Source organism: Brevundimonas sp. BAL450 (genome assembly GCF_015767455.1).
GTDB lineage: Bacteria > Pseudomonadota > Alphaproteobacteria > Caulobacterales > Caulobacteraceae > Brevundimonas > Brevundimonas abyssalis.
The window spans coordinates 31,343-48,894 of the sequence record NZ_JADWOW010000050.1 but is presented as its reverse complement, the minus strand read 5'-3'; the positions used below and the strand labels follow the sequence as shown (position 1 = coordinate 48,894).

The following is a 17,552-nucleotide window of genomic DNA, read 5'->3' as shown; positions in this document are numbered from 1 at the left end:
TCAATGGGGGGCTTGCTGCGTGAATACGATCCAACTGCGCCGGACGGTGGCTGTGGCGGCCCTGACCATCAGCTTGACGACGGCGGGCGCCGCCTGGGCCCAGATACCCCCGCAAATGCCCTATGACGCCGAGCGGGGTGTGTTCACCTTCGCGGCTGGGATCGAGCCGAGTCTTCCAGCCGTTGTGGCCATCACCACCCTGGGCGCCGGGGGCGGACCCTCGCGCGGCGACGACGGGCCCAAGGAGATCTCGGGCGGATCGGGCGTCATCATCGACGCGGCGGGCGGGGTGATCATCACCAACCACCACGTGATCGAGAACGGCACGGCGTTCCGCGTCGATCTGCTGGACGGCCGCTCCTATCGCGCTGAACTGCTGGGTGCGGACCGGGCCACGGACATCGCCGTGCTGAGAATCGCGGCGCCGGACCTGACCCAGGTCCACGTGGCGCCCGCCGGAACCCTGCGCAGCGGCGACCTGGCCTTCGCGGTGGGCTATCCGCTGGGCCTGGATCAGACCCTGACCATGGGCGTTATCTCCGGCCTGGGGCGGTCGGGACTGGGCGATGCGGTCGAGGACTACATCCAGACGGACGCGGCGGTGAACTCGGGCAATTCGGGCGGTCCGCTGCTGGACAGCCGGGGCCGGCTGATCGGCATCAACACGGCGATCCTGTCAGGCGGCGGCACGAGCGGCGGCAATGACGGCATCGCCTTTGCCGTGCCCATCAACATCATGCGCTTCGTCACGGACCAGATCCTGGCCACCGGGGAGGTGGTGCGCGGCGAAACCGGGGCGACGGTGTCGTCCCTGACGCCCCGCCGGGCCGAGGACATGGGGCTGGAGATCGGCCGGGGCGCGGTGGTCGAGGACGTGGTCCCCGGCTCGCCCGCCGACCGGGCGGGCCTGCGCCGCGGCGACGTCATCACCGGGCTGGAGGACAGGGTCGTGTCAAACGGCGGCACGGTCCAGGCCATGACGGGCATTGCGCCGCCGGGAACCTCGCTGGAAGCGACCTATCTCAGGGACGGCCGGTCGGCGACGACGACGATGACGGTGCAGCGGCCCAACGGCCCTTCCATCGCCCTGGGCGCGACGGGCCTGTCGGCCCACGGCGCGCGCTTCGCCGACGGCGCGGCCGGGGTTGAGGTGCGCTCTGTGGAGGCCGGTTCGCCGGCGGCCCAGGCCGGGTTGACGGCCGGAGACGTGGTCACCCGGGCCGGGAACGCCACGGTGCGCCGGGCGGCCGATCTGGAGCGGGCCCTGTCGGGCGCGCGGCGCGAGATCACGGTGACGGTGACGCGAGGCGGGGAGACGGCGACGGCGATCCTGCCGGGCGCCTGACCTCGGGGGCCTGATCTCGGGGGGCTGACCCCAAACGCAAAACGCCCGCGCGACCGGGAGGGGGAGGTGTCGCACGAGCGTCTCGCTTGGAGGTTTGTCGGCCCGTCGAGGCCCCATGAAATCCAGGGGGGCTGGGGGGGCTGTTCAGGATCCGGGATCTCCGGCGACCCCGACCGGCCGACACTGCTTATCTGGGCGCCCAAACGGGCGTTGGAAGGACCGAAACAGGGCCTTTTCGTGTTCGCATCATTTTTCTTCAGGGGCCGGTCAAATCCCCGTTCCCGCCGCTGGCGTCACAGGCGGTTCGCGCTAAGCTGAACGCGATGAGCGCCGACGCCTCCGACAGTCCCGCAAACCACGGCCCGGCCGGCCCGGTGTTCTTCGATCGCCGCGAGCTGGACGCCATGCTCAGGGTCTATGGCCGCATGGTGGCGGCGGGCGAATGGCGGGATTACGCCATGGCCCCGGGCAAGGACGCGGCCGAGTTCGCGGTGTTCCGCCGCGCCGGGGACGCCCCCGCCTACCGCATCGAGAAACGCCCGGCCCTGGCCCGTCGCCAGGGCGCCTGGGCGGTGATGAACCAGAGCGGCATGATCCTGAAGCGCGGCCGCGACCTGGCCCAGGTGCTGCGCGTGTTCGACGCCCGTCGATTTCAGGTGGTGGAATAAGAAAAGGCCCCGGATCACTCCGGGGCCCATCTTGGTTGGCCTACCGCGCCTTGCGCTACTTGAGGCCGTTATGCGCCAAGGCGCTCAGATAGCGAGCGTCCGCGACGCGAGCGTTAGCGCACTAAAAATCCCCTATTCACGCCCGCCCATGAAGGCCAGCAGGAACTGGAACAGGTTCACGAAATTGATGAACAGGGCCAGGGCGCCGAAGCCGGTGGCCACGCCCATGGCGGCCTTGTCGCCGCCGAGCGCGTAGTAGGTCATCTTCAGGCGCTGGGTGTCATAGGCGATCAGGCCCGAGAAGATCAGCACGCCCAGGGCGTTGATGACGAAGTACATCAACGGATTGGCCAGGAACATGTTGACCACCATGGCGATGATCAGACCGATCACGCCCATGATCAGGAAGGTGCCCCAGCCGGACATGTCCTTCTTCGTGGTGTAGCCCCACAGGCTGAGCGCGCCGAAGGCGGCCGCCGTCACGAAGAAGGTCGAGGCGATGGACGTGCCTGTGTAGACCAGGAACACCACGCCCAGACCGGCGCCGATGGTGGCGACCACGGCCCAGTAGAGCAGGTTCACCGCGCCCGCCGTCGGATTCTTCATGAAGAACATGGAGCCGAACAGCATGGCCAGCGGCGCGAAGGCCACGATCATGCCCAGCGGGGTGTAGCCGACGCCGCCCTGGGCGGTTTCGGCGAACAGATACTGGCCCACCGCCGGCACATTGCCGGTGACGTAGGCAAGGGCGCCGGCCACAACCAGGCCAAGGGCCAGCTTGTTGTAGACGCCCAGCATGAAGGCGCGCAGGCCGGCGTCCACCGCCATGTCCGCGCGGGCCGGAGCCTGGGCCGGATAGCCTCGGTTGAAGTCGTTCATCGCGTCTCTCTATCTCCATATGGCCGGGTCTCGACCCGGCCTTCATCGCCAATATCGGAATCCCCACCCATCCTTGCAAGCAAAACCGGTTTGTCACGGTTCGCGGCGCCGCGTTAGTGATGCGACATGATCAGACTGTTCGCCGCCGTTCCGATCCCTTTCGACATTGCGGAAGGCCTGGCGCGGCGCCAGCGGGGCCTGCCCGGCGCACGCTGGCGGCCTGCCGAGGCGCTGCACATCACCCTGGCCTTCTACGGCGCCCTGGGCGAGCCGCGCGCCGACGACCTGGCCGCTGAACTGACAAGGGCCCGGGTCGATCCGTTCGATCTGACACTCGAGGGCGTCGGGGCCTTCGGCGACGGCCACAGGACCCGCGCCCTGTGGGCCGGGGTGGCCGCTTCGGAGCCCCTGAACATCCTCGCCGGCCGGTGCCGCGTGGCGGGCCAGCGGGCGGGCGTGGTCATGGAATCCCGTGACTATCGGCCGCATGTCACCCTGGCCTATCTGAGAGGCGCCGAGGACGATCGTGTCGGGGCCTGGATGACCGGCCACAATCTGCTGCACTCGCCGCCCTTCCGGGTGGACCGGTTCGGCCTGTACACCAGCGTCCTGACAGACGCGGGATCCCATTACACCCTGGAGCGGGAGTATCTGTTTTGAGCAAGGTGACGATCGAGACCGAGCGGTTGATCCTGCGCCCCATCGAGATGGCGGATTTTCCCCGCTGGGCCGAGTTCATGGCTGACGAGGTCAGCGCGCAATTCCTGGGCGGGGCCCAGCCGCCCGCCGCCGCCTGGCGCGGCTTCATGGTCATGGCGGGGGCCTGGCATCTGACCGGCGCGTCCATGCTCTCGGTGATCGAGAAGTCGAGCGGCCTGTGGGTCGGGCGGCTGGGGCCGTGGGCGCCACTGGACTGGCCGGGGACGGAGGTGGGCTGGGGCCTGCACCGGGACGCCTGGGGCAAGGGCTATGCGGTGGAGGGGGCGGCGGCGGCCATGGACTACGCCTTTGACGTGCTGGGCTGGGACGACGTCATCCACTCCATCGCTCCGGACAACCGGCCGTCGCAGAAGGTGGCGGAACGGCTTGGCTCGACCAATCGCGGGCCGGGGCGTCTGCCGCCGCCGTTGCAAGGTCTGACCGTCGACATCTGGGGCCAGACCCGGGCGCAGTGGAAGGCGCGGCCGCGTGCCTGATTCACCGTATCGGCGGAATCGCGAAGCGATTCCACCTCAACCGATCAGGCTCTAGGTCGCGCCGGTGCGCTCGCGGAAGGTCTGTTTCATGGTGGCGACCCAACCGGTGAAGGTGTCTGTGCGCGCCGCCAGGGTGGCGAAGTCCGAGGCGCTCTGGTCCGATCCCGGCCCCGCCAGGGCGATGCGCAGGGCGCCGGACGAGCGAGCGCCTTCGATGAAGCCGGCATAGCGTTCCGACAGGCGGGCAAGGGGCGCGGGCTCGCGGGCCAGGCTGTAGCCCACGCCGGCGCGGATCAGCCGGGTCTCCTCGGCCGCAGTCAGTGGCGTTGAGGCGTCGCGCCACCGCTCGCCCAGCAGGGCCTCATAGGTCGCGGCGGCCGCGCCATAGTCCAGTCGCCGCCAGTGCAGGTCGGCGCGCACCTCGCGGGCGGGGACGCTCTGGTCCGATCCCAGAATCTCCAGCGCATGGTCATAGCGGCCCAGCTCCATCAGGGCGCGGGCCTCGACCGCCCGGCGCTCGGCGTTCAGGGCGTTCGGCAACAGGGTGGTGCGGGTCGCCCAGATGGCGCGCAGGGCCTGCTCCGGCTGACGGTTCATCAGATAGACGGCGGCCAGGTCGGTGGCGATCTGGGCCTGGGCCACGCCGTCCAGCCGGTTCTCGACCTGATGCTGCAGCAGTTCGGCGGCGGGCCCCAGCAGGTCCACGTCGATCAGACGGCGGGCCAGGCGGCGCACCATGTCGTCGCCGTCGGCGCCCACGGGCGTGAGCTCGCGGAAGTCGTAGAACAGGGCCAGGGCCTGGACGGGCTGCAGGCCGTCGGCGGCGCCCTCCAGGAACAGGCTGCGGAAGGCTTGGGCCAGGTCCTGCTGCAGTTCGGAGGACTGGGGCAGGGACGAGAACCGGGTTCCGGCCCCGCGCAGGGCGTCCAGCGCCTCGCGGTAGCGGCCCTGGGAGAGATAGATGCCGCCCAGCGAGCGGATCACCTCCAGCTCCACGGCGTCGCCGCGCCAGCGCCAGCGCAACGGCTCCAGCTCGGCCGCGGCCTGGGTGGGGGTCAGGTCGCCGCCTGCCATGCGCAGGCGGATCGCGCCCAGCCGCGCGGGGGTGGAGAGGCCGTCCAGCGGTGCGCGGGCCACGGCCTGGTAGACGGCCAGGGCGCGGTCGGTCTGGCCCTCCAGCTCGAACATCCGGGCCTGTATCAGGCGGGCTCCCAGTTGGTCGGCGGCGGGCGGGTTCTGGCTGAACACATAGGCCAGCAGGGAGCGGGCGGCGGTCAGGTCGCCGGTCTCCAGCGCCGCCAGGGCGTGGGCCGTGCCGAAGCGGGCGCGCCAGACGGGCGGGAACTGGTCGATGGCCCGCGCGCCTTGCGCGAAGGACTGCCGCGCCGTGGCCCAGTCGGACTGCTGGACCGCGATGTAGCCGCGCCAGACGGCGGCGGACGGGTCATTGGCGAGCGCCGAGCCGGAGAAGTCGGCCAGGGCTTCGTTCTGGCGGCCGATGGCCGCGCGGGCGGCGCCGCGAAGGCCGCGCACCTCCGGCTCGCTGGCCATGGCGGGGGCGGCGACGACAAGGGCGTTGAGGGCGCCGATGGCCTCATGGTGCAGGCCCGTGCCGATCAGGAACCGGGTCAGGGCCAGCCGCGCTTCGACCGGGGCGCGGGGATTGTCCTCGGATTCGGCGGCTTCGCGGGCAGCCTCGGCCTGAAGCTGACGGCGACGGGCGCCGAACTCGGCCTCTCCCGTGTCGGCCCATGTGGCCAGGATGAGGGCGGCGTAGGGCGCGCGCCGCGGCGCGCCGGCCTGGGCGGCGGCGGCCTGAAGGCTGTCGGTGGGGCGCGACAGGCTGAGGCCCGAGGGACGCGTCATGCGCACCAGATCGCCCTGGACGGACACCCTCAGGTCGTCCGTGGCGGTTTCGATTCCCAGGCCCTGGGCGGTGGGCAGCAGCGTCAGGTCGACCAGACGGCGGCGCGAGCCCATGCTCTTGGCCGGGGCCAGGGCCGTGACGGCGGCGAAGCGGTCGCCCACCAGCGGATCGGTCAGCCAGACGGCGCGCCCGGCGCCGGCCAATTCGGCCACCAGGGCGGTGGGGCCGCTGTCCTCGTCGCGGCTCAGCAGGATACCGCCGGGCCCGCCGGCGGGGCCGCCGAGGGACACGGTCCAGGCCGCGCCCTCGCCGTTGGCGCTGAGGGTCAGGTTTTCGGGCGCCGCGATGCGCACGGCCACATAGTCAGGCCCGGCCGCCCATCGGACGCCCGTGGCGGGACCCAGGTCGCGGCCGGCCTCATCATTCAGGTCCAGACGCGCGGCATGGTCGAAGACGATCCAGACGGCCTCGCCCCGGCGGAACACTGCGGCGCCCACGGGGGCGGCCCATTCGAAGCGCAGCTGAAGACGGTCGGGGCCGGCGGTGACGGCCACGGGCACCACGCCCGAAGCCGGGACGGCGGGTGAGGGGGCGGCCGCAGGACCCTGTCCGGGCGCGTAGAGATTGATGAAGACGGCGCCGTCGGCGCGGCCGGTGATCGCCTGGGCGCCCTCAAGCAGGTGGATGACCACCTCGGTTCCGCCCTGGACGCCGCGCGTCTCGACGCGCTCGACCCCGGGGGGCGGATCGACCCGCAGGCGCGCGATGTCCGGCGCGGCCGTGGAGCCCACGCGGATGATGATCTGACGGTTCTCGCGGCGGATGCGGGCGCGCGCGCCGATCACGCCGGCGAACTCCACGCGGGTGAAGGTGTCATTGGCCCCGATACGGACGGCCACGGGCTCGAGCGCGGCGTCCTGGGCGGCGCTGGGCGCCATGGGGGCGAGCGCCATCGTCCCCGCGGCCGTCAGGGCCACGGTGGTCTTCAGCAATCCCTTGCGCGCGGCCTTTCCCGACATGGGGGCAAGGTGGACGAAAAGCCCTTTAATCGCGGTTAACGGATGGTGACCGGAGAGGCCTGGATCAGGCCTTCTTCTCAGGGGTCAGGTCCGGCCAGTCGGCCATGGTGCCGGTGCTTTTCGGCGGGTTCTCCGAACCGGTGAACACGCCTTGAAGTTTCGCTCCCGGCTTCAGGAAAACGATCACGTCCTCGTACTCGTACAGCACCACGCGCTGGGTGCTGTTGGCCAGGCGCACGGCCATGGTGGAGATCGGGGTGTCCAGGTCGTCGGCCATGGATGTCGTCCTTGGTTTGAAAGGGGTCAGGATTCGCGGGCCAGGGCTTGATCGCGCAGGGCCTCGTTCATGGTCTCGCACGCCAGGCGCAGGCTGCGGCGATGTTTCATGAACCAGCTCTCGCCGCGCATGCCGCCATAGATCTCGCCGTTGGTGACGATGCAGCTGCCACGCGCGATCTCGTCGATCAGCACATAGCGGGTCGAGGTGAACTGCCAGCCGCGTTTTTCAGCCCAGACCAGCTTGGAATAGGGAACCCAGTCGCCCAGGCGGGCCTGAACCCGGCGCTCGCCCAGTCCTTCGATGCGCTCGACCAGGCTGAGCGGGGCGCCGAAGCCGAGCGCACCCTCGGCCTCAACAAAGACGGGGTTCCAGTGTGGCCAACGCCCCAGGTCCGACAGCACCTCCCAGAGGGCGTCGGAGGTGGCGGGCACGCCGATCTTGTTCTCGACACGAAAATCCATGGGCGGGCTTTTACAGCATCATGCGGCGTGAGGAAGGCGTCACGACAGGTTCTGCTTGCCCTCGGGACCGGGCTGGGAGGCCGGACCTTCGACGGGGCGGCGGCTGCGGCCGGACGGGGCGGCTTTCAGGGGCGTGCTGACGAAGCACAGGATCAGGGCGGCGGCCAGCAGCACCGAATTGCCGATGAACGGCCCCGGTTCGGCCAGTTCGTACAGGGCCACGCCAATGACGGGCGGGGCCAGAAAGCTGAGCCCGGCCAGCGACATGATGAGCCCGGCGATGGAACCCTGCTCGTGGGGCTCCACGGCCAGGGACGACCCGGCGGTGAAGCCCGGGCGGGCGAAGCCGGCGCCCATGGAGACCACCGCGTAGCCCACGACCACGCCGAAGAAGCCGGGTGCGGCTATGCTCATGAGATTACCGACCAGGGCCAGGGCCGCGCCCCAGCGCATCAGCTCGCGCGGCTGCATCTTGAGCATGGGGATCAGGCCCCACTGCACCATCAGGGTGGCGGCGGCGCCGGACAGCATGGCGACGCCGATGAAGGACTGGGCCTCGCGTCCCGGCAGGCCCATCTCGTCGATGACGTGAAAACCCAGCACGGCGATATTCACCGCCTGGGCCCCCGTGACCAGCAGGCCGTAGATCAGGAAGTCGCGCACGCGCAGGTCCTTCCAGAGCCCCTTGCCGGCCGGGTCGCCGGGCCTGACCGGGTGGCGGACCACGTCGCCGCTGGGCAGGCGCTTCCACAGCAGGATCAGCACCACCAGGCCCATGAAGGCGAAGGCGTACATGGGGCCGGCCAGACCCACGAAGGGCAGGACGAAGAAGGGCGCCAGGGCCGGCCCGATGACGGTGCCCAGCCCCTGGGCCGAGGCCAGCATGGACATGGCGCGGGTGCGCGCACGACGCGAGGTGCGGTCCGCCACATAGGCCTGGGCGGCGATGGGGGCGGCGGAGCCCAGCAGGCCGTACACCGCCCGCGCGATGGCCATCAGCACGAAGGCCACCGGCGCCGACAGCCAGTGCACCAGCCCCAGAGTGGCCGCGATCCCGAAGCCCAGCATGGAGATGATGAAGCCGGTCAGGCCGATCATCATCACCCGCTTGCGCCCCCACCGGTCCGACAGGCGCGCCCAATAGGGCGAGGCCACGGTCCACAGCAGGGCCGAGAGGGCGAAGGCGAAGGCCACCAGGGTGTCGGCCAGACCGAACTCGCGCCCGATGGCGGGCAGCACCGACTGCAGCGCCATGTTGCCGGCGCCCGCCGTCAGGGTGACCGCGAACAGCAGGCCGAAGGCTTCGGACTTGAGCTTCATGGGCGTCGCCCCTGCGGCCCTTGCGCCGTCCGCCCGCCCGCGCCCATGATCGCGGGGCTGAACAGGAGGGACGGGAATGCGCGGACGGTACGGATCATGGACGGTCGGAATGCTGGCGGGGGCGGCGCTGGGCGCCCTTTCACTTCCTGCCTACGCCCAGTCGCCCATCTCCGCCAGTGAGGTGCGCGAACAGGCCGAGGCGATCCAGCCGCAGGTGGTGGCATGGCGCCGCCATCTGCACGCCAATCCCGAACTGGGCTTCGCCGAACACGATACGGCGGCCTATGTGGCCGAACACCTGCGCGGCCTCGGGCTGGAGGTGCGCACGGGCGTGGCGGCCACCGGGGTCATAGCGATCCTGCGCGGCGGCGCCGGAGACGGGCCGGTGGTGGCGCTGCGGGCCGACATGGACGCCCTGCCGGTGCGCGAGGCCACAGGCCTGCCCTTCGCCTCGACCGCCACGGGCGAGTACCAGGGCGCGACGGTGCCGGTGGCCCACGCCTGCGGCCACGACGCACACATGGCCATGCTGATGGGCGCGGCCCAGATCCTGGCCGGGATGAAGGAGCAACTGGCCGGAACCATCGTCTTCGTGTTCCAGCCCGCCGAGGAAGGGGCGCCTCCGGGCGAGCCCATGGGCGGCGCGGCGCGCATCCTGGCCGAGGGCGGTCTGGATGATCCGCGGCCCCAGGCCATCTTCGGCCTGCATGTGACGCCGGGCGAGGCGGGGACCCTGCGCTATCGGCCCCGGGGCTTCATGGCCGCGTCGGACCGCGTGGACATCACCCTGACCGGGGTCCAGACCCACGGGGCCTGGCCGTGGCGCGGCGTGGACGTGATCGCCGCCTCGGCCGGGATCATCAACACCATCAACACCCTGACGGCGCGCACGGTGGACCCGACCACCACGCCGACCGTTTTCACCATCGCCACCATGAACGCGGGCGTGCGCTACAATATCATCCCCGACACCGCGGCCCTGAGTGGCACCCTGCGGACCTTCGACGTGGCCCAGCGCGACGATCTGGTGGCGCGGGCCACCGCGGCGGTGGAGCATGTGGCTCACGCCCACGGCGCCGAGGCGGAGATGACCGTGTTCCAGAACGCGGCCCTTGTGTTCAACGACCCGGATCTGTCCGCCTGGCTGGCGCCGGTGCTGGAGGAGGTGGTGGGCGCCGAAGACCTGAACGCCGCCACGCCGCCGACCACCATCGCCGAGGACTTCTCCTACTATCAGCAGCAGATTCCGGGGGTGTTCTATCATCTGGGCGCCACGCCCGAGGGCGTCGACCCGGACGACTCGCCGCCCAACCACTCGCCGCTGTTCGACGTCAACGAAGCGGTGCTGCCGATCGGGGTGACCACCCATGTGATGAGCGCGGTGCGGTTCCTCGAGCGGGCGGACCAGGCCGACCTTCCAATCCGGGCGTCGCCGTCATAACGTCCCCGTGATCTCCGGGGACAGAATCGCATGGCTTTTCCGCATCGCAGGGCCGTCATCGGCGCCGGGCTGGCCGCTTCGGCGCTGGGCCTGAGCGCGTGCGGGCGGTCCGAGGCCCCGGTGGACGAACAGGGACGCGTGCGCCTGCGCTTCGCCACCGACTGGCGGGCCCAGGCCGAGCATGGCGGATTCTATCAGGCGCTGGCGTCGGGGGCCTACGGGGCGCGCAATCTGAACGTCCAGATCATCCAGGGCGGGCCGGGCGTGAACGTGCCCCAGCTGCTGGCGTCCGGGGCGGTGGAGTTGGGCATGGGGTCCAACAGCTTCATCCCGCTGAATCTGGTGGCCGAGGGCGCGCCGGTGAAGGCGGTGGCGGCCTATTTCCAGAAGGACCCGCAGGTGCTGATCGCGCACCCCGACCCGGCGCTGGAAGGCATCGCGGATCTGGCCGGGCGGCCGTTCCTGCTGGCCACCGCGTCGCGGGATGCGTTCTGGGTGTGGCTGAGGGCCCGGTACGGCTTCACCGACGACCAGGTGCGCACCTACACCTTCAACCCGGCCCCGTTCCTGGCCGACGAGCGGGCGGTGCAGCAGGGTTATCTGACCAGTGAGCCTTACACGATTGAGCAGGTCGGCGGGTTCGAGCCGCGGGTGTTCCTGCTGGCGGACGAGGGCTATCCCTCCTACGCCTGCATGGTGCTGGCGCCCAACGCCTTCGCCCGGGACAATGACGAGGCCCTGCGGGCCTTCATCGCCGCCTCGGCCGAGGGCTGGCACGACTATCTGAACGGCGACCCGGCCGAGGCCGACGCCCTGATCATGGCCGACAATCCGGAGATGACCGCCGAGGTGCTGGCCCAGGCCCGCGAGGCCCTGAGGGAAAACCAGATCGTGCAGGGCGGCGACGCGGCCATCATGGGCATCGGCGCCATGACCGAGGACCGCTGGCGCGACTTCTTCGCGGTGACGTCGGAGGCGGGGGTCTATCCCCAGGCCCTGGACTGGCGCGAGGCGTTCACCCTGGAGTACCTGCCGGGGCGGGGCTAGCGGGTCGCGCCCGGCTTCCAGAGCACGTCATCGGCCCCATTCGCATTGGCGCGGCGTCCGGCGACGAACAGCAGGTCCGACAGGCGATTCAGATAGATCACCGCCTCGGGGGTGACGGTCTGGCCGGACTCCACCAGCCGCACGGCCTCGCGCTCGGCGCGGCGGCAGACGGTGCGGGCCAAATGCAGATGGGTCGACAGGGGCGAGCCGCCCGGCAGGATGAAGCTGTCCAGCGGTTTCAGGGCGTCGTTGATCTCGTCGATCTCGCACTCCAGCCGCGCCACCTGGGACGCCACGATGCGCAGGGCTTCCCACCTGGGCGGCGGATCGTGGGGCGTGGCCAGGTCGGCGCCCAGATCGAACAGCTCGTTCTGGATGCGGGCCAGCTTGGCGTCGATGCGGTCGTGCTGGGCGGTGTGAAGGCGGCACAGGCCGATGACGGCGTTCAGTTCGTCCACCGCGCCGTAGGCCTCGACCCGCAGGTCCGACTTGGAGACCGGCTCACCGTTGGCCAGGCGGGTGGCCCCGTCATCGCCGGTCTTTGTGTAGATCTTGTTCAGCACGACCATGGGCGGGTCAGCCTCCGTTCTGGGACTTCCACCACATGCCCGCCACCAGCAGGATGATGGCGACAGCCTGAAGCGCCACACGCAGGCGCATCAGCTTGTTGGAATGGGATCGGGCGAACTCGCCGCCGCGATAGAGCGAATAGATGCCCATGAGCAGGGTTACGGCCACGGCGCCGATGGCCAGCAGGATCAGGATGTCGAACACGTTTTCCATGACCCGGTTCTACGCGCCCCCGTGACGACGCGCTAGCGACGCGACGCCGCGGAGGACTGGCGCACCGCCTCGAACTCGTCGCCCTCGGTCCATCCGGGCCAAAGGTCCGAGTTGGCCAGTTCGGCCCCCACATCAAATAGCAGCTGAACATTGGCGGCGGCCGCGCCCATGGTCCAGGTCTCGTCCCACTCGTCGGACGGCTGGTGATAGCGGTTCTGCACATAGTCGCGGCTGGCGTCGTTGTGGCCGGTGAAGTCCGCCGCCGCGAACAGGGCGGGCACGCCCCGGCGCGCCAGGGGGAAATGGTCAGAGCGGTAGAAGGCGCCGGCGTGGGGCGCGGGATCAGGGATGACCGTGCGGCCCGCGGCCTGGACATGGCGTTCGAGAATGGCGTCCAGCTCGCTCTTGCCCGGGCCGATGATGACCACCTGCGGGTCGATGTGGTCGCCAGGCAGGAAGGAGTCCATGTTGATGTTAGCCACCGTGGTCTCCAGCGGCGACAGCGGATTGACCGCATAATACTCGGCGCCCAGCAGGCCTGGCTCCTCAGCCGCCCAGGCCATGAAGACCACCGAGCGTTCCGGCGCCGGGCCTTCTGCGAACAGCCGGGCCAGCTCCAGCAGGGCGGCCAGGCCCGTCGCATTGTCCACCGCGCCGTTATAGATGTCGTCGCCGTCCGCATCGGGCGTGGCGCGGCCGAAGGCGTCCCAGTGGGCGCCGTAGATGATCGTCTCGTCCGGCCGCGCGGCGCCGTCCACGCGGGCCACCACGTTCTGCGTCTCGATGCGGTCCACGGTCTGGCGGAAGTCCACGGACAGGGTGACGCCGTCCAGCTCGACCGGCTGGAAGTCGCGCTGCTGGGCGGCGGCCTTGAGCGTGTTGAAATCCAGACCGGCCTGTTCCAGCAGGGCCTCGGCCTGTTCGCGCTGGATCCAGCCCTGGAAGGGCGCGCGGTCGGCGTTCGGGTCTTCGCGCACGATGTCCAGCTTGGGCGCGGGGGCGGAGTTCTGGAGCACGCTCCAGCCGTAGCCGGCGCCGGAATCCTCGTGGATCACCAGCACCCCGGCCGCGCCCTGACGCGCCGCCTCCTGGAATTTGTAGACCCAGCGGCCGTAGAAGGTCATGGCGTTCCCGTCGAACAGGCCCGCCGTGGGGTGATCCTCGGGGACCTCGAAGTCCGGGTCGTTGACCAGAACCACCATGATCTTGCCGGTCAGGTCGACGCCCTTGAAGTCGTCCCAGTCGCGCTCCGGCGCGCTGACGCCGTAGCCCACGAAGACCAGCGGGGCGTCGGTGACGGTGATGCGGGTCTCGGGCCGGTCGCTGCTGACCAGAATGTCGGGGCCGCGCTCAAGGGTGCGGGTCCAGCCGTCGGCGGCTGCGGTGATGGTGGCGGGGCCGTCCTGGGCCGTGCGGCTGAGGGGGACGGTCTGGATCCACTGGCCATCGGGGCCGCCGGGCTGCAGGCCGAGAGCCCGGAACTGCTCCACCAGATAGTCGACCGTGGGCTGCTCGCCGGGACCGGCGGGGCCGCGCCCCTGAAAATCGTCGGAGGCGAGAACCCGGACGTAGTCGTTCATGCGGGCGGCGTCGACCGCGATCTCGGGCCTTTCCGACGACTGGGCGCAGGCGGCCAGCAGGGCGGCGGAAAGTACGGGAAGGAGGGCGCGGCGCAGGGACATGAGGGACTCCGGTCCGGTCAGGGATCAGTCCCAAGGCTGCCTGCCGGGACCGGCGGAGTCGACCCCGGCGGCGGAATTCAGCCCAGCCAGTCCGCCGCGCCGAGGCCCGCCGCGCGGCCCGTGGCGAAGCAGCCCTGCAGAAGATAACCGCCGGTGGGGGCCTCCCAGTCCAGCATCTCGCCCGCCACGAAGACGCCGGGCAGGGCCGTCAGCATCAGGCGCTCGTCCACCGCGTCCCACGCGATCCCTCCGGCGGTGGAGATGGCCCGGTCCAGCCCCTGCACGCTGGTCAGGATCAGGGGCGCGGCCTTGATGAGCGAGGCGAGTGCGGCCGGGTCGTCTGCCGGGTTGGGGGGCAGGCCGTCGCCGGTTTCGCGCAGCAGGCCGATGGCGGCGGGCGACAGGCCGGCGGCCTTTCTCAGGTGGTTGGACAGGGACCGGGACCCGCGCGGGCGGGCCAGCCGGTCGGTCAGGGCCGCGAGGCTCAGATCCGGTTTCAGGTCGATGGTCAGGACGGCGCGGGCGTCGCGCTCCACGGCGTCGCGCAGGGGGGCGGACAGGGCGTAGACCGCCCCGCCCTCCAGCCCGTAGGCGGCGATCATGGCCTCGCCGCGCACGGTGCGGCCGTCGAAGGTGAAGGCGGCGCCCTTCAGCGGCTGGCCCGCGAACCGCTCAACGAAGGTCGGACTCCAGTCGGCCAGAAAGCCGCTGTTGGCCGGGCGGAAGGGGGTCACGGGCACGCCGCGCGCGCTCAGCCGGCCGGCCCAGTCGCCGGTCGACCCCAGACGTGGCCAGCTGGCGCCGCCCAGGGCGAGCACCACGGCGTCGGGGGCCTCGGCGCGTTCGCCGTCCGGCCCGGCGATGATCAGGCGGCCCTGGTCATCCCAGCCGCGCCAGTCCTGCCGCGTGCGGATCTCCACGCCCTGTTCGGCGAGGCGGGCCAGCCACGCGCGCAGCAGTGGCGAGGCCTTCATGGCGCGGGGGAAGATGCGGCCGCTGCTGCCGGTGAAGACCGGCTGGCCCAGCGCCTCGGCCCAGGCGGTCAGGGCGGCGGGCGGGAAGGCGTCGATGCCGGGCTGGAGCCGGGTGCGCGCGTCGCCGTAGCGGCCCATGAACGGGCCGATCGGTTCGGAGTGGGTGAGGTTCAGCCCGCCACGCCCGGCCATGAGGAATTTGCGCGCGACCGAGGGCATGCGCTCCAGCACCGTGACGGCGTGTCCACGTTGGGCCAGCGTTTCGGCGGCCATGAGGCCGGCGGGTCCGGCGCCGATGACGGTGACACGCGCCATGATCAGAAGGGGAAGACCAGCGGGATGACCAGACCGCCGACCACCCAGGTGATCAGGTTCATGGGCAGGCCCACCCGCACGAAGTCCATGTAACTGTAGCGGCCGATCTGGAAGACCAGCACATTGGTCTGGTAGCCGAACGGGGTGGCGAAGGCGGCGCTGGCGGCCATCATCACCGCGACGATGAAGGGCCGCGCGTCCACTCCCAGGCTGTCGGCGAGGGCCACGGCAAGCGGCGTCAGCAGCACCGCCACGGCGGCGTTGGACAGCACCTCGGTGCACAACAGGACGAAGCCGTAGAGCAGGAACAGGGCGCCCCATGGCCCCAGCGGCTGGATCAGGCCGATCAGCCCGCCGGTGACGGTGGAGGCCAGGCCCGTGACCTCGAACGACAGGCCCACCACCACCATGCCCGCGATCAGCAGCAGCACCTCGGGACGCAGGCCCCGGTAGGCCTCGTCGGCGTTGATGGTGCCCAGCAGGACCAGCAGAACGGCGCCGGCGAAGGCCGAGGCGGCGATGGGCGCCCAGCCCATGGCCGCGACGATCACCACGCCCACGAACACCCCCGCCGAGACCAAGGCGCGGGTCAGGTCCAGAGGCCTGTGCTTGGCGAACAGCTCGGAGTCGCCCACATAGACGACGCCCGAATCCGCCTGATCCTGATCGGCATCGTCGCTCTCGTCACCCGCGTGTTTGGCCAGGGTCCGGCCGCCCAGCAGGAACAGATAGGCCGCCCCGGCGGCGCCGATCACCAGGGCCACCGGGGTGATCTCGAAGATGCCGAAGCCGGGCTGGCCGGCGTTCCTGGCCATGTCGTTGACCAACAGGTTGGTGGACGTGCCGATCAGGGTGCAGGCCCCGCCCATGATGGTCAGGTAGGACAGGGGGATCAGATAGCGCTTGGGTGAATGCCCCAGCGACTGGGCCATGTCGCGCACCACCGGTGCGGCCAGCACCACGATGGGGGTGTTGTTCAGGAAGGCCGAGCCCGCGCCGCACAGGCCCATGGCCAGCCACAGGCCCAGGGCGCCAATTCGGCGGCACAGGATGACACCGCGCTGGATGACCCAGTCCAGAAGACCCGACAGCTCGATGGCGTAGGCGATGACGAACAGTGAGGCCAGGGTGATGATCGCCGGGCTGGCGAAGGCGCCCTGCACCTCCACCGGGCGGATCACGCCGGTGGCCAGCAGCGCCGCGGCGCCGGTCAGGGCCACCACGTCGGCGCGCACCTTGCCATGGATCAGGGCGGCCACGACGGCCGCCAGAATCACCAAGGCGAGCAGTTGATCGAAGGTCATGGGATCAGGACACAGACCCGAAGCCCCGCGTCAACACTCCGTTGCGTGATCACACTGTTGCAACGCCAAGTCTGTGCTAGGGTTCAGTCATGTCGAGCTCGCCATCCAATTCGAACCGCCTCCGGCTGATCCTGGCGGCGGTTGTGTTCGTGATGATTCTGGGGGCGGCGGGGGTCATGCTGCTGCGTGGCGACCCGACGCCGGACACCCCGGAGCCGACGCCCGAGCCGGAGACGGTCGAGCCGGTCCAGACCCCGACCATCCCCCTGCCGCCGCCGGCCCTGACGCGGGCCCAGCTGCTGGACATGGTCAACCGCGCCACCGCCGCCTATGCGACGGGCGAGGCGGCGCCGGCGAGCGAGGCCGAACTGGCCGGGCGCAATTTCCGAATCCGCATTCCCTTCGGCTGTTTCGGGCCGCGTCAGGCGGGCTCAGACGCCTGGGCCTGGTGGGAGTACGCCGACGAAGGCGCGACCATCCGCCTGTCGGCCCGGCCCGAGAACTGGACCGAGACCGGGTTCGTGGCCCAGCTGGGCGGGGGCCCCTATGACGCGGTCGAGGGCTTCTGGATTCCGCGCCCGTGGATGGCCGGGGACACCTGTCCGCCGATCCGGGTCGATCCGCTGGGCGGCGCCCCCGCCGCCTCGCCCCAGACCGTGGGCCTGGCGGCCTTCTTCGAAGCCGACAGTTCGCGGGTGGACCAGCGGGGCGGCCGGCCCTGGCAGGCCGCCGTCCGCGCCGCCGAGGGCGAGACCCTGGAGCGGCCCACGGGCTTCCACCTGATCGTCGAGGGGCGTCTGGGCGCCTTCGCCGACGGGCGGCCTGTACGGTGCCAGAGCGCGGGACCGGACCAGAGGCCCCTGTGCGTGGTCCGCATCCGCCGCGACTATGTGGCCTTCGCCCCCATCGGCTCGGACGAGATCATCCAGGAGTGGCGCAGCTGACGGTGGAACCTGTCCGAAGGCTGATCC

17 protein-coding genes are annotated in these 17,552 nt (G+C 70.7%); 7 read left to right on the top strand and 10 right to left on the bottom strand.

Annotation, left to right across the window (positions count from 1 at the left end):
• Window positions 1–19: 19 nt before the first annotated feature.
• Both IWC96_RS08260 and IWC96_RS08255 read left to right on the top strand, forming a co-directional pair.
• Window positions 20–1,345: a trypsin-like peptidase domain-containing protein gene (locus IWC96_RS08260; RefSeq protein WP_158332130.1), complete on the top strand. Its 1,326-nt coding sequence runs from the start codon at window positions 20–22 to the stop codon at window positions 1,343–1,345.
• Window positions 1,346–1,668: 323 nt separating this feature from the next.
• Window positions 1,669–2,013, top strand: a complete 345-nt coding sequence (locus IWC96_RS08255; protein WP_021697528.1) for a DUF2794 domain-containing protein — start codon at window positions 1,669–1,671, stop codon at window positions 2,011–2,013.
• Window positions 2,014–2,145: 132 nt separating this feature from the next.
• On the opposite strand, the gene IWC96_RS08250 is transcribed toward IWC96_RS08255, so the two are convergent.
• Window positions 2,146–2,892, bottom strand: a complete 747-nt coding sequence (locus IWC96_RS08250) for a Bax inhibitor-1/YccA family protein (RefSeq protein WP_021697529.1) — start codon at window positions 2,890–2,892, stop codon at window positions 2,146–2,148.
• Window positions 2,893–3,018: 126 nt separating this feature from the next.
• On the opposite strand from IWC96_RS08250, the gene thpR reads away from it, so the two are divergent.
• Window positions 3,019–3,552, top strand: coding sequence for an RNA 2',3'-cyclic phosphodiesterase (gene thpR / locus IWC96_RS08245; protein ID WP_196838711.1), 534 nt, complete (start codon window positions 3,019–3,021; stop codon window positions 3,550–3,552).
• Window positions 3,549–4,088, top strand: a complete 540-nt coding sequence (locus IWC96_RS08240; RefSeq protein ID WP_021697531.1) for a GNAT family N-acetyltransferase — start codon at window positions 3,549–3,551, stop codon at window positions 4,086–4,088. The genes thpR and IWC96_RS08240 overlap by 4 nt, the downstream gene beginning before the upstream one ends.
• A gap of 51 nt (window positions 4,089–4,139) precedes the next feature.
• Here IWC96_RS08240 and IWC96_RS08235 read toward each other — a convergent pair whose 3' ends face one another.
• From IWC96_RS08235 to IWC96_RS08220, 4 genes are all read right to left on the bottom strand, one after another.
• Window positions 4,140–6,974 carry a lipopolysaccharide assembly protein LapB gene (locus IWC96_RS08235; protein ID WP_196838710.1) on the bottom strand — a complete coding sequence of 945 codons (2,835 nt, stop codon included), beginning with the start codon at window positions 6,972–6,974 and terminating at the stop codon, window positions 4,140–4,142.
• Window positions 6,975–7,038: 64 nt separating this feature from the next.
• Window positions 7,039–7,251 (bottom strand): hypothetical protein, encoded by a 213-nt coding sequence (locus IWC96_RS08230; protein ID WP_021697533.1) that lies wholly within the window; start codon window positions 7,249–7,251, stop codon window positions 7,039–7,041.
• Window positions 7,252–7,277: 26 nt separating this feature from the next.
• Window positions 7,278–7,715 carry an SRPBCC domain-containing protein gene (locus IWC96_RS08225; RefSeq protein WP_021697534.1) on the bottom strand — a complete coding sequence of 146 codons (438 nt, stop codon included), beginning with the start codon at window positions 7,713–7,715 and terminating at the stop codon, window positions 7,278–7,280.
• 39 nt (window positions 7,716–7,754) lie between these two features.
• Window positions 7,755–9,035: an MFS transporter gene (locus IWC96_RS08220; protein WP_021697535.1), complete on the bottom strand. Its 1,281-nt coding sequence runs from the start codon at window positions 9,033–9,035 to the stop codon at window positions 7,755–7,757.
• 76 nt (window positions 9,036–9,111) lie between these two features.
• Between IWC96_RS08220 and IWC96_RS08215 the strand changes: the two genes are divergently transcribed.
• Window positions 9,112–10,476 (top strand): amidohydrolase, encoded by a 1,365-nt coding sequence (locus IWC96_RS08215; protein ID WP_021697536.1) that lies wholly within the window; start codon window positions 9,112–9,114, stop codon window positions 10,474–10,476.
• Window positions 10,477–10,506: 30 nt separating this feature from the next.
• Entirely contained in the window at window positions 10,507–11,523 is a 1,017-nt protein-coding gene (locus tag IWC96_RS08210; protein ID WP_021697537.1) for an ABC transporter substrate-binding protein, read from the top strand.
• Here IWC96_RS08210 and IWC96_RS08205 read toward each other — a convergent pair.
• The 5 genes from IWC96_RS08205 to IWC96_RS08185 form a co-directional block, all read right to left on the bottom strand.
• Window positions 11,520–12,092, bottom strand: a complete 573-nt coding sequence (locus IWC96_RS08205; protein WP_021697538.1) for a cob(I)yrinic acid a,c-diamide adenosyltransferase — start codon at window positions 12,090–12,092, stop codon at window positions 11,520–11,522. The two genes, IWC96_RS08210 and IWC96_RS08205, sit on opposite strands and share 4 nt — an antisense overlap.
• Window positions 12,093–12,099: 7 nt before the next feature.
• Complete coding sequence (locus IWC96_RS08200; RefSeq protein WP_021697539.1) at window positions 12,100–12,306, bottom strand: twin transmembrane helix small protein; 207 nt, start codon at window positions 12,304–12,306, stop codon at window positions 12,100–12,102.
• 32 nt (window positions 12,307–12,338) lie between these two features.
• Window positions 12,339–13,988, bottom strand: a complete 1,650-nt coding sequence (locus IWC96_RS08195; RefSeq protein ID WP_021697540.1) for a M28 family metallopeptidase — start codon at window positions 13,986–13,988, stop codon at window positions 12,339–12,341.
• A gap of 77 nt (window positions 13,989–14,065) precedes the next feature.
• Window positions 14,066–15,277, bottom strand: a complete 1,212-nt coding sequence (locus IWC96_RS08190) for a TIGR03862 family flavoprotein (protein ID WP_021697541.1) — start codon at window positions 15,275–15,277, stop codon at window positions 14,066–14,068.
• A 2-nt stretch (window positions 15,278–15,279) separates the two neighbouring features.
• Window positions 15,280–16,581, bottom strand: a complete 1,302-nt coding sequence (locus tag IWC96_RS08185; protein WP_021697542.1) for an SLC13 family permease — start codon at window positions 16,579–16,581, stop codon at window positions 15,280–15,282.
• Window positions 16,582–16,670: 89 nt separating this feature from the next.
• Here IWC96_RS08185 and IWC96_RS08180 point away from each other — a divergent pair, with 89 nt between their 5' ends.
• The gene (locus IWC96_RS08180; RefSeq protein ID WP_021697543.1) at window positions 16,671–17,525 is read left to right on the top strand and encodes a hypothetical protein; all 855 of its coding nucleotides are present in this window, start codon (window positions 16,671–16,673) and stop codon (window positions 17,523–17,525) included.
• The last annotated feature ends 27 nt before the right edge of the window (window positions 17,526–17,552 follow it).

What these genes read in the sequence shown, in the direction of transcription:
- IWC96_RS08255 (WP_021697528.1), top strand. Translation starts at nt 1,669, where the DNA reads ATGAGCGCCGACGCCTCCGACAGTCCCGCAAACCACGGCCCGGCCGGC.
- IWC96_RS08250 (WP_021697529.1), bottom strand. Translation starts at nt 2,892, where the DNA reads ATGAACGACTTCAACCGAGGCTATCCGGCCCAGGCTCCGGCCCGCGCG.
- thpR (WP_196838711.1), top strand. Translation starts at nt 3,019, where the DNA reads ATGATCAGACTGTTCGCCGCCGTTCCGATCCCTTTCGACATTGCGGAA.
- IWC96_RS08235 (WP_196838710.1), bottom strand. Translation starts at nt 6,974, where the DNA reads ATGTCGGGAAAGGCCGCGCGCAAGGGATTGCTGAAGACCACCGTGGCC.
- IWC96_RS08230 (WP_021697533.1), bottom strand. Translation starts at nt 7,251, where the DNA reads ATGGCCGACGACCTGGACACCCCGATCTCCACCATGGCCGTGCGCCTG.
- IWC96_RS08225 (WP_021697534.1), bottom strand. Translation starts at nt 7,715, where the DNA reads ATGGATTTTCGTGTCGAGAACAAGATCGGCGTGCCCGCCACCTCCGAC.
- IWC96_RS08220 (WP_021697535.1), bottom strand. Translation starts at nt 9,035, where the DNA reads ATGAAGCTCAAGTCCGAAGCCTTCGGCCTGCTGTTCGCGGTCACCCTG.
- IWC96_RS08215 (WP_021697536.1), top strand. Translation starts at nt 9,112, where the DNA reads ATGCGCGGACGGTACGGATCATGGACGGTCGGAATGCTGGCGGGGGCG.
- IWC96_RS08210 (WP_021697537.1), top strand. Translation starts at nt 10,507, where the DNA reads ATGGCTTTTCCGCATCGCAGGGCCGTCATCGGCGCCGGGCTGGCCGCT.
- IWC96_RS08205 (WP_021697538.1), bottom strand. Translation starts at nt 12,092, where the DNA reads ATGGTCGTGCTGAACAAGATCTACACAAAGACCGGCGATGACGGGGCC.
- IWC96_RS08200 (WP_021697539.1), bottom strand. Translation starts at nt 12,306, where the DNA reads ATGGAAAACGTGTTCGACATCCTGATCCTGCTGGCCATCGGCGCCGTG.
- IWC96_RS08195 (WP_021697540.1), bottom strand. Translation starts at nt 13,988, where the DNA reads ATGTCCCTGCGCCGCGCCCTCCTTCCCGTACTTTCCGCCGCCCTGCTG.
- IWC96_RS08190 (WP_021697541.1), bottom strand. Translation starts at nt 15,277, where the DNA reads ATGGCGCGTGTCACCGTCATCGGCGCCGGACCCGCCGGCCTCATGGCC.
- IWC96_RS08185 (WP_021697542.1), bottom strand. Translation starts at nt 16,581, where the DNA reads ATGACCTTCGATCAACTGCTCGCCTTGGTGATTCTGGCGGCCGTCGTG.
- IWC96_RS08180 (WP_021697543.1), top strand. Translation starts at nt 16,671, where the DNA reads ATGTCGAGCTCGCCATCCAATTCGAACCGCCTCCGGCTGATCCTGGCG.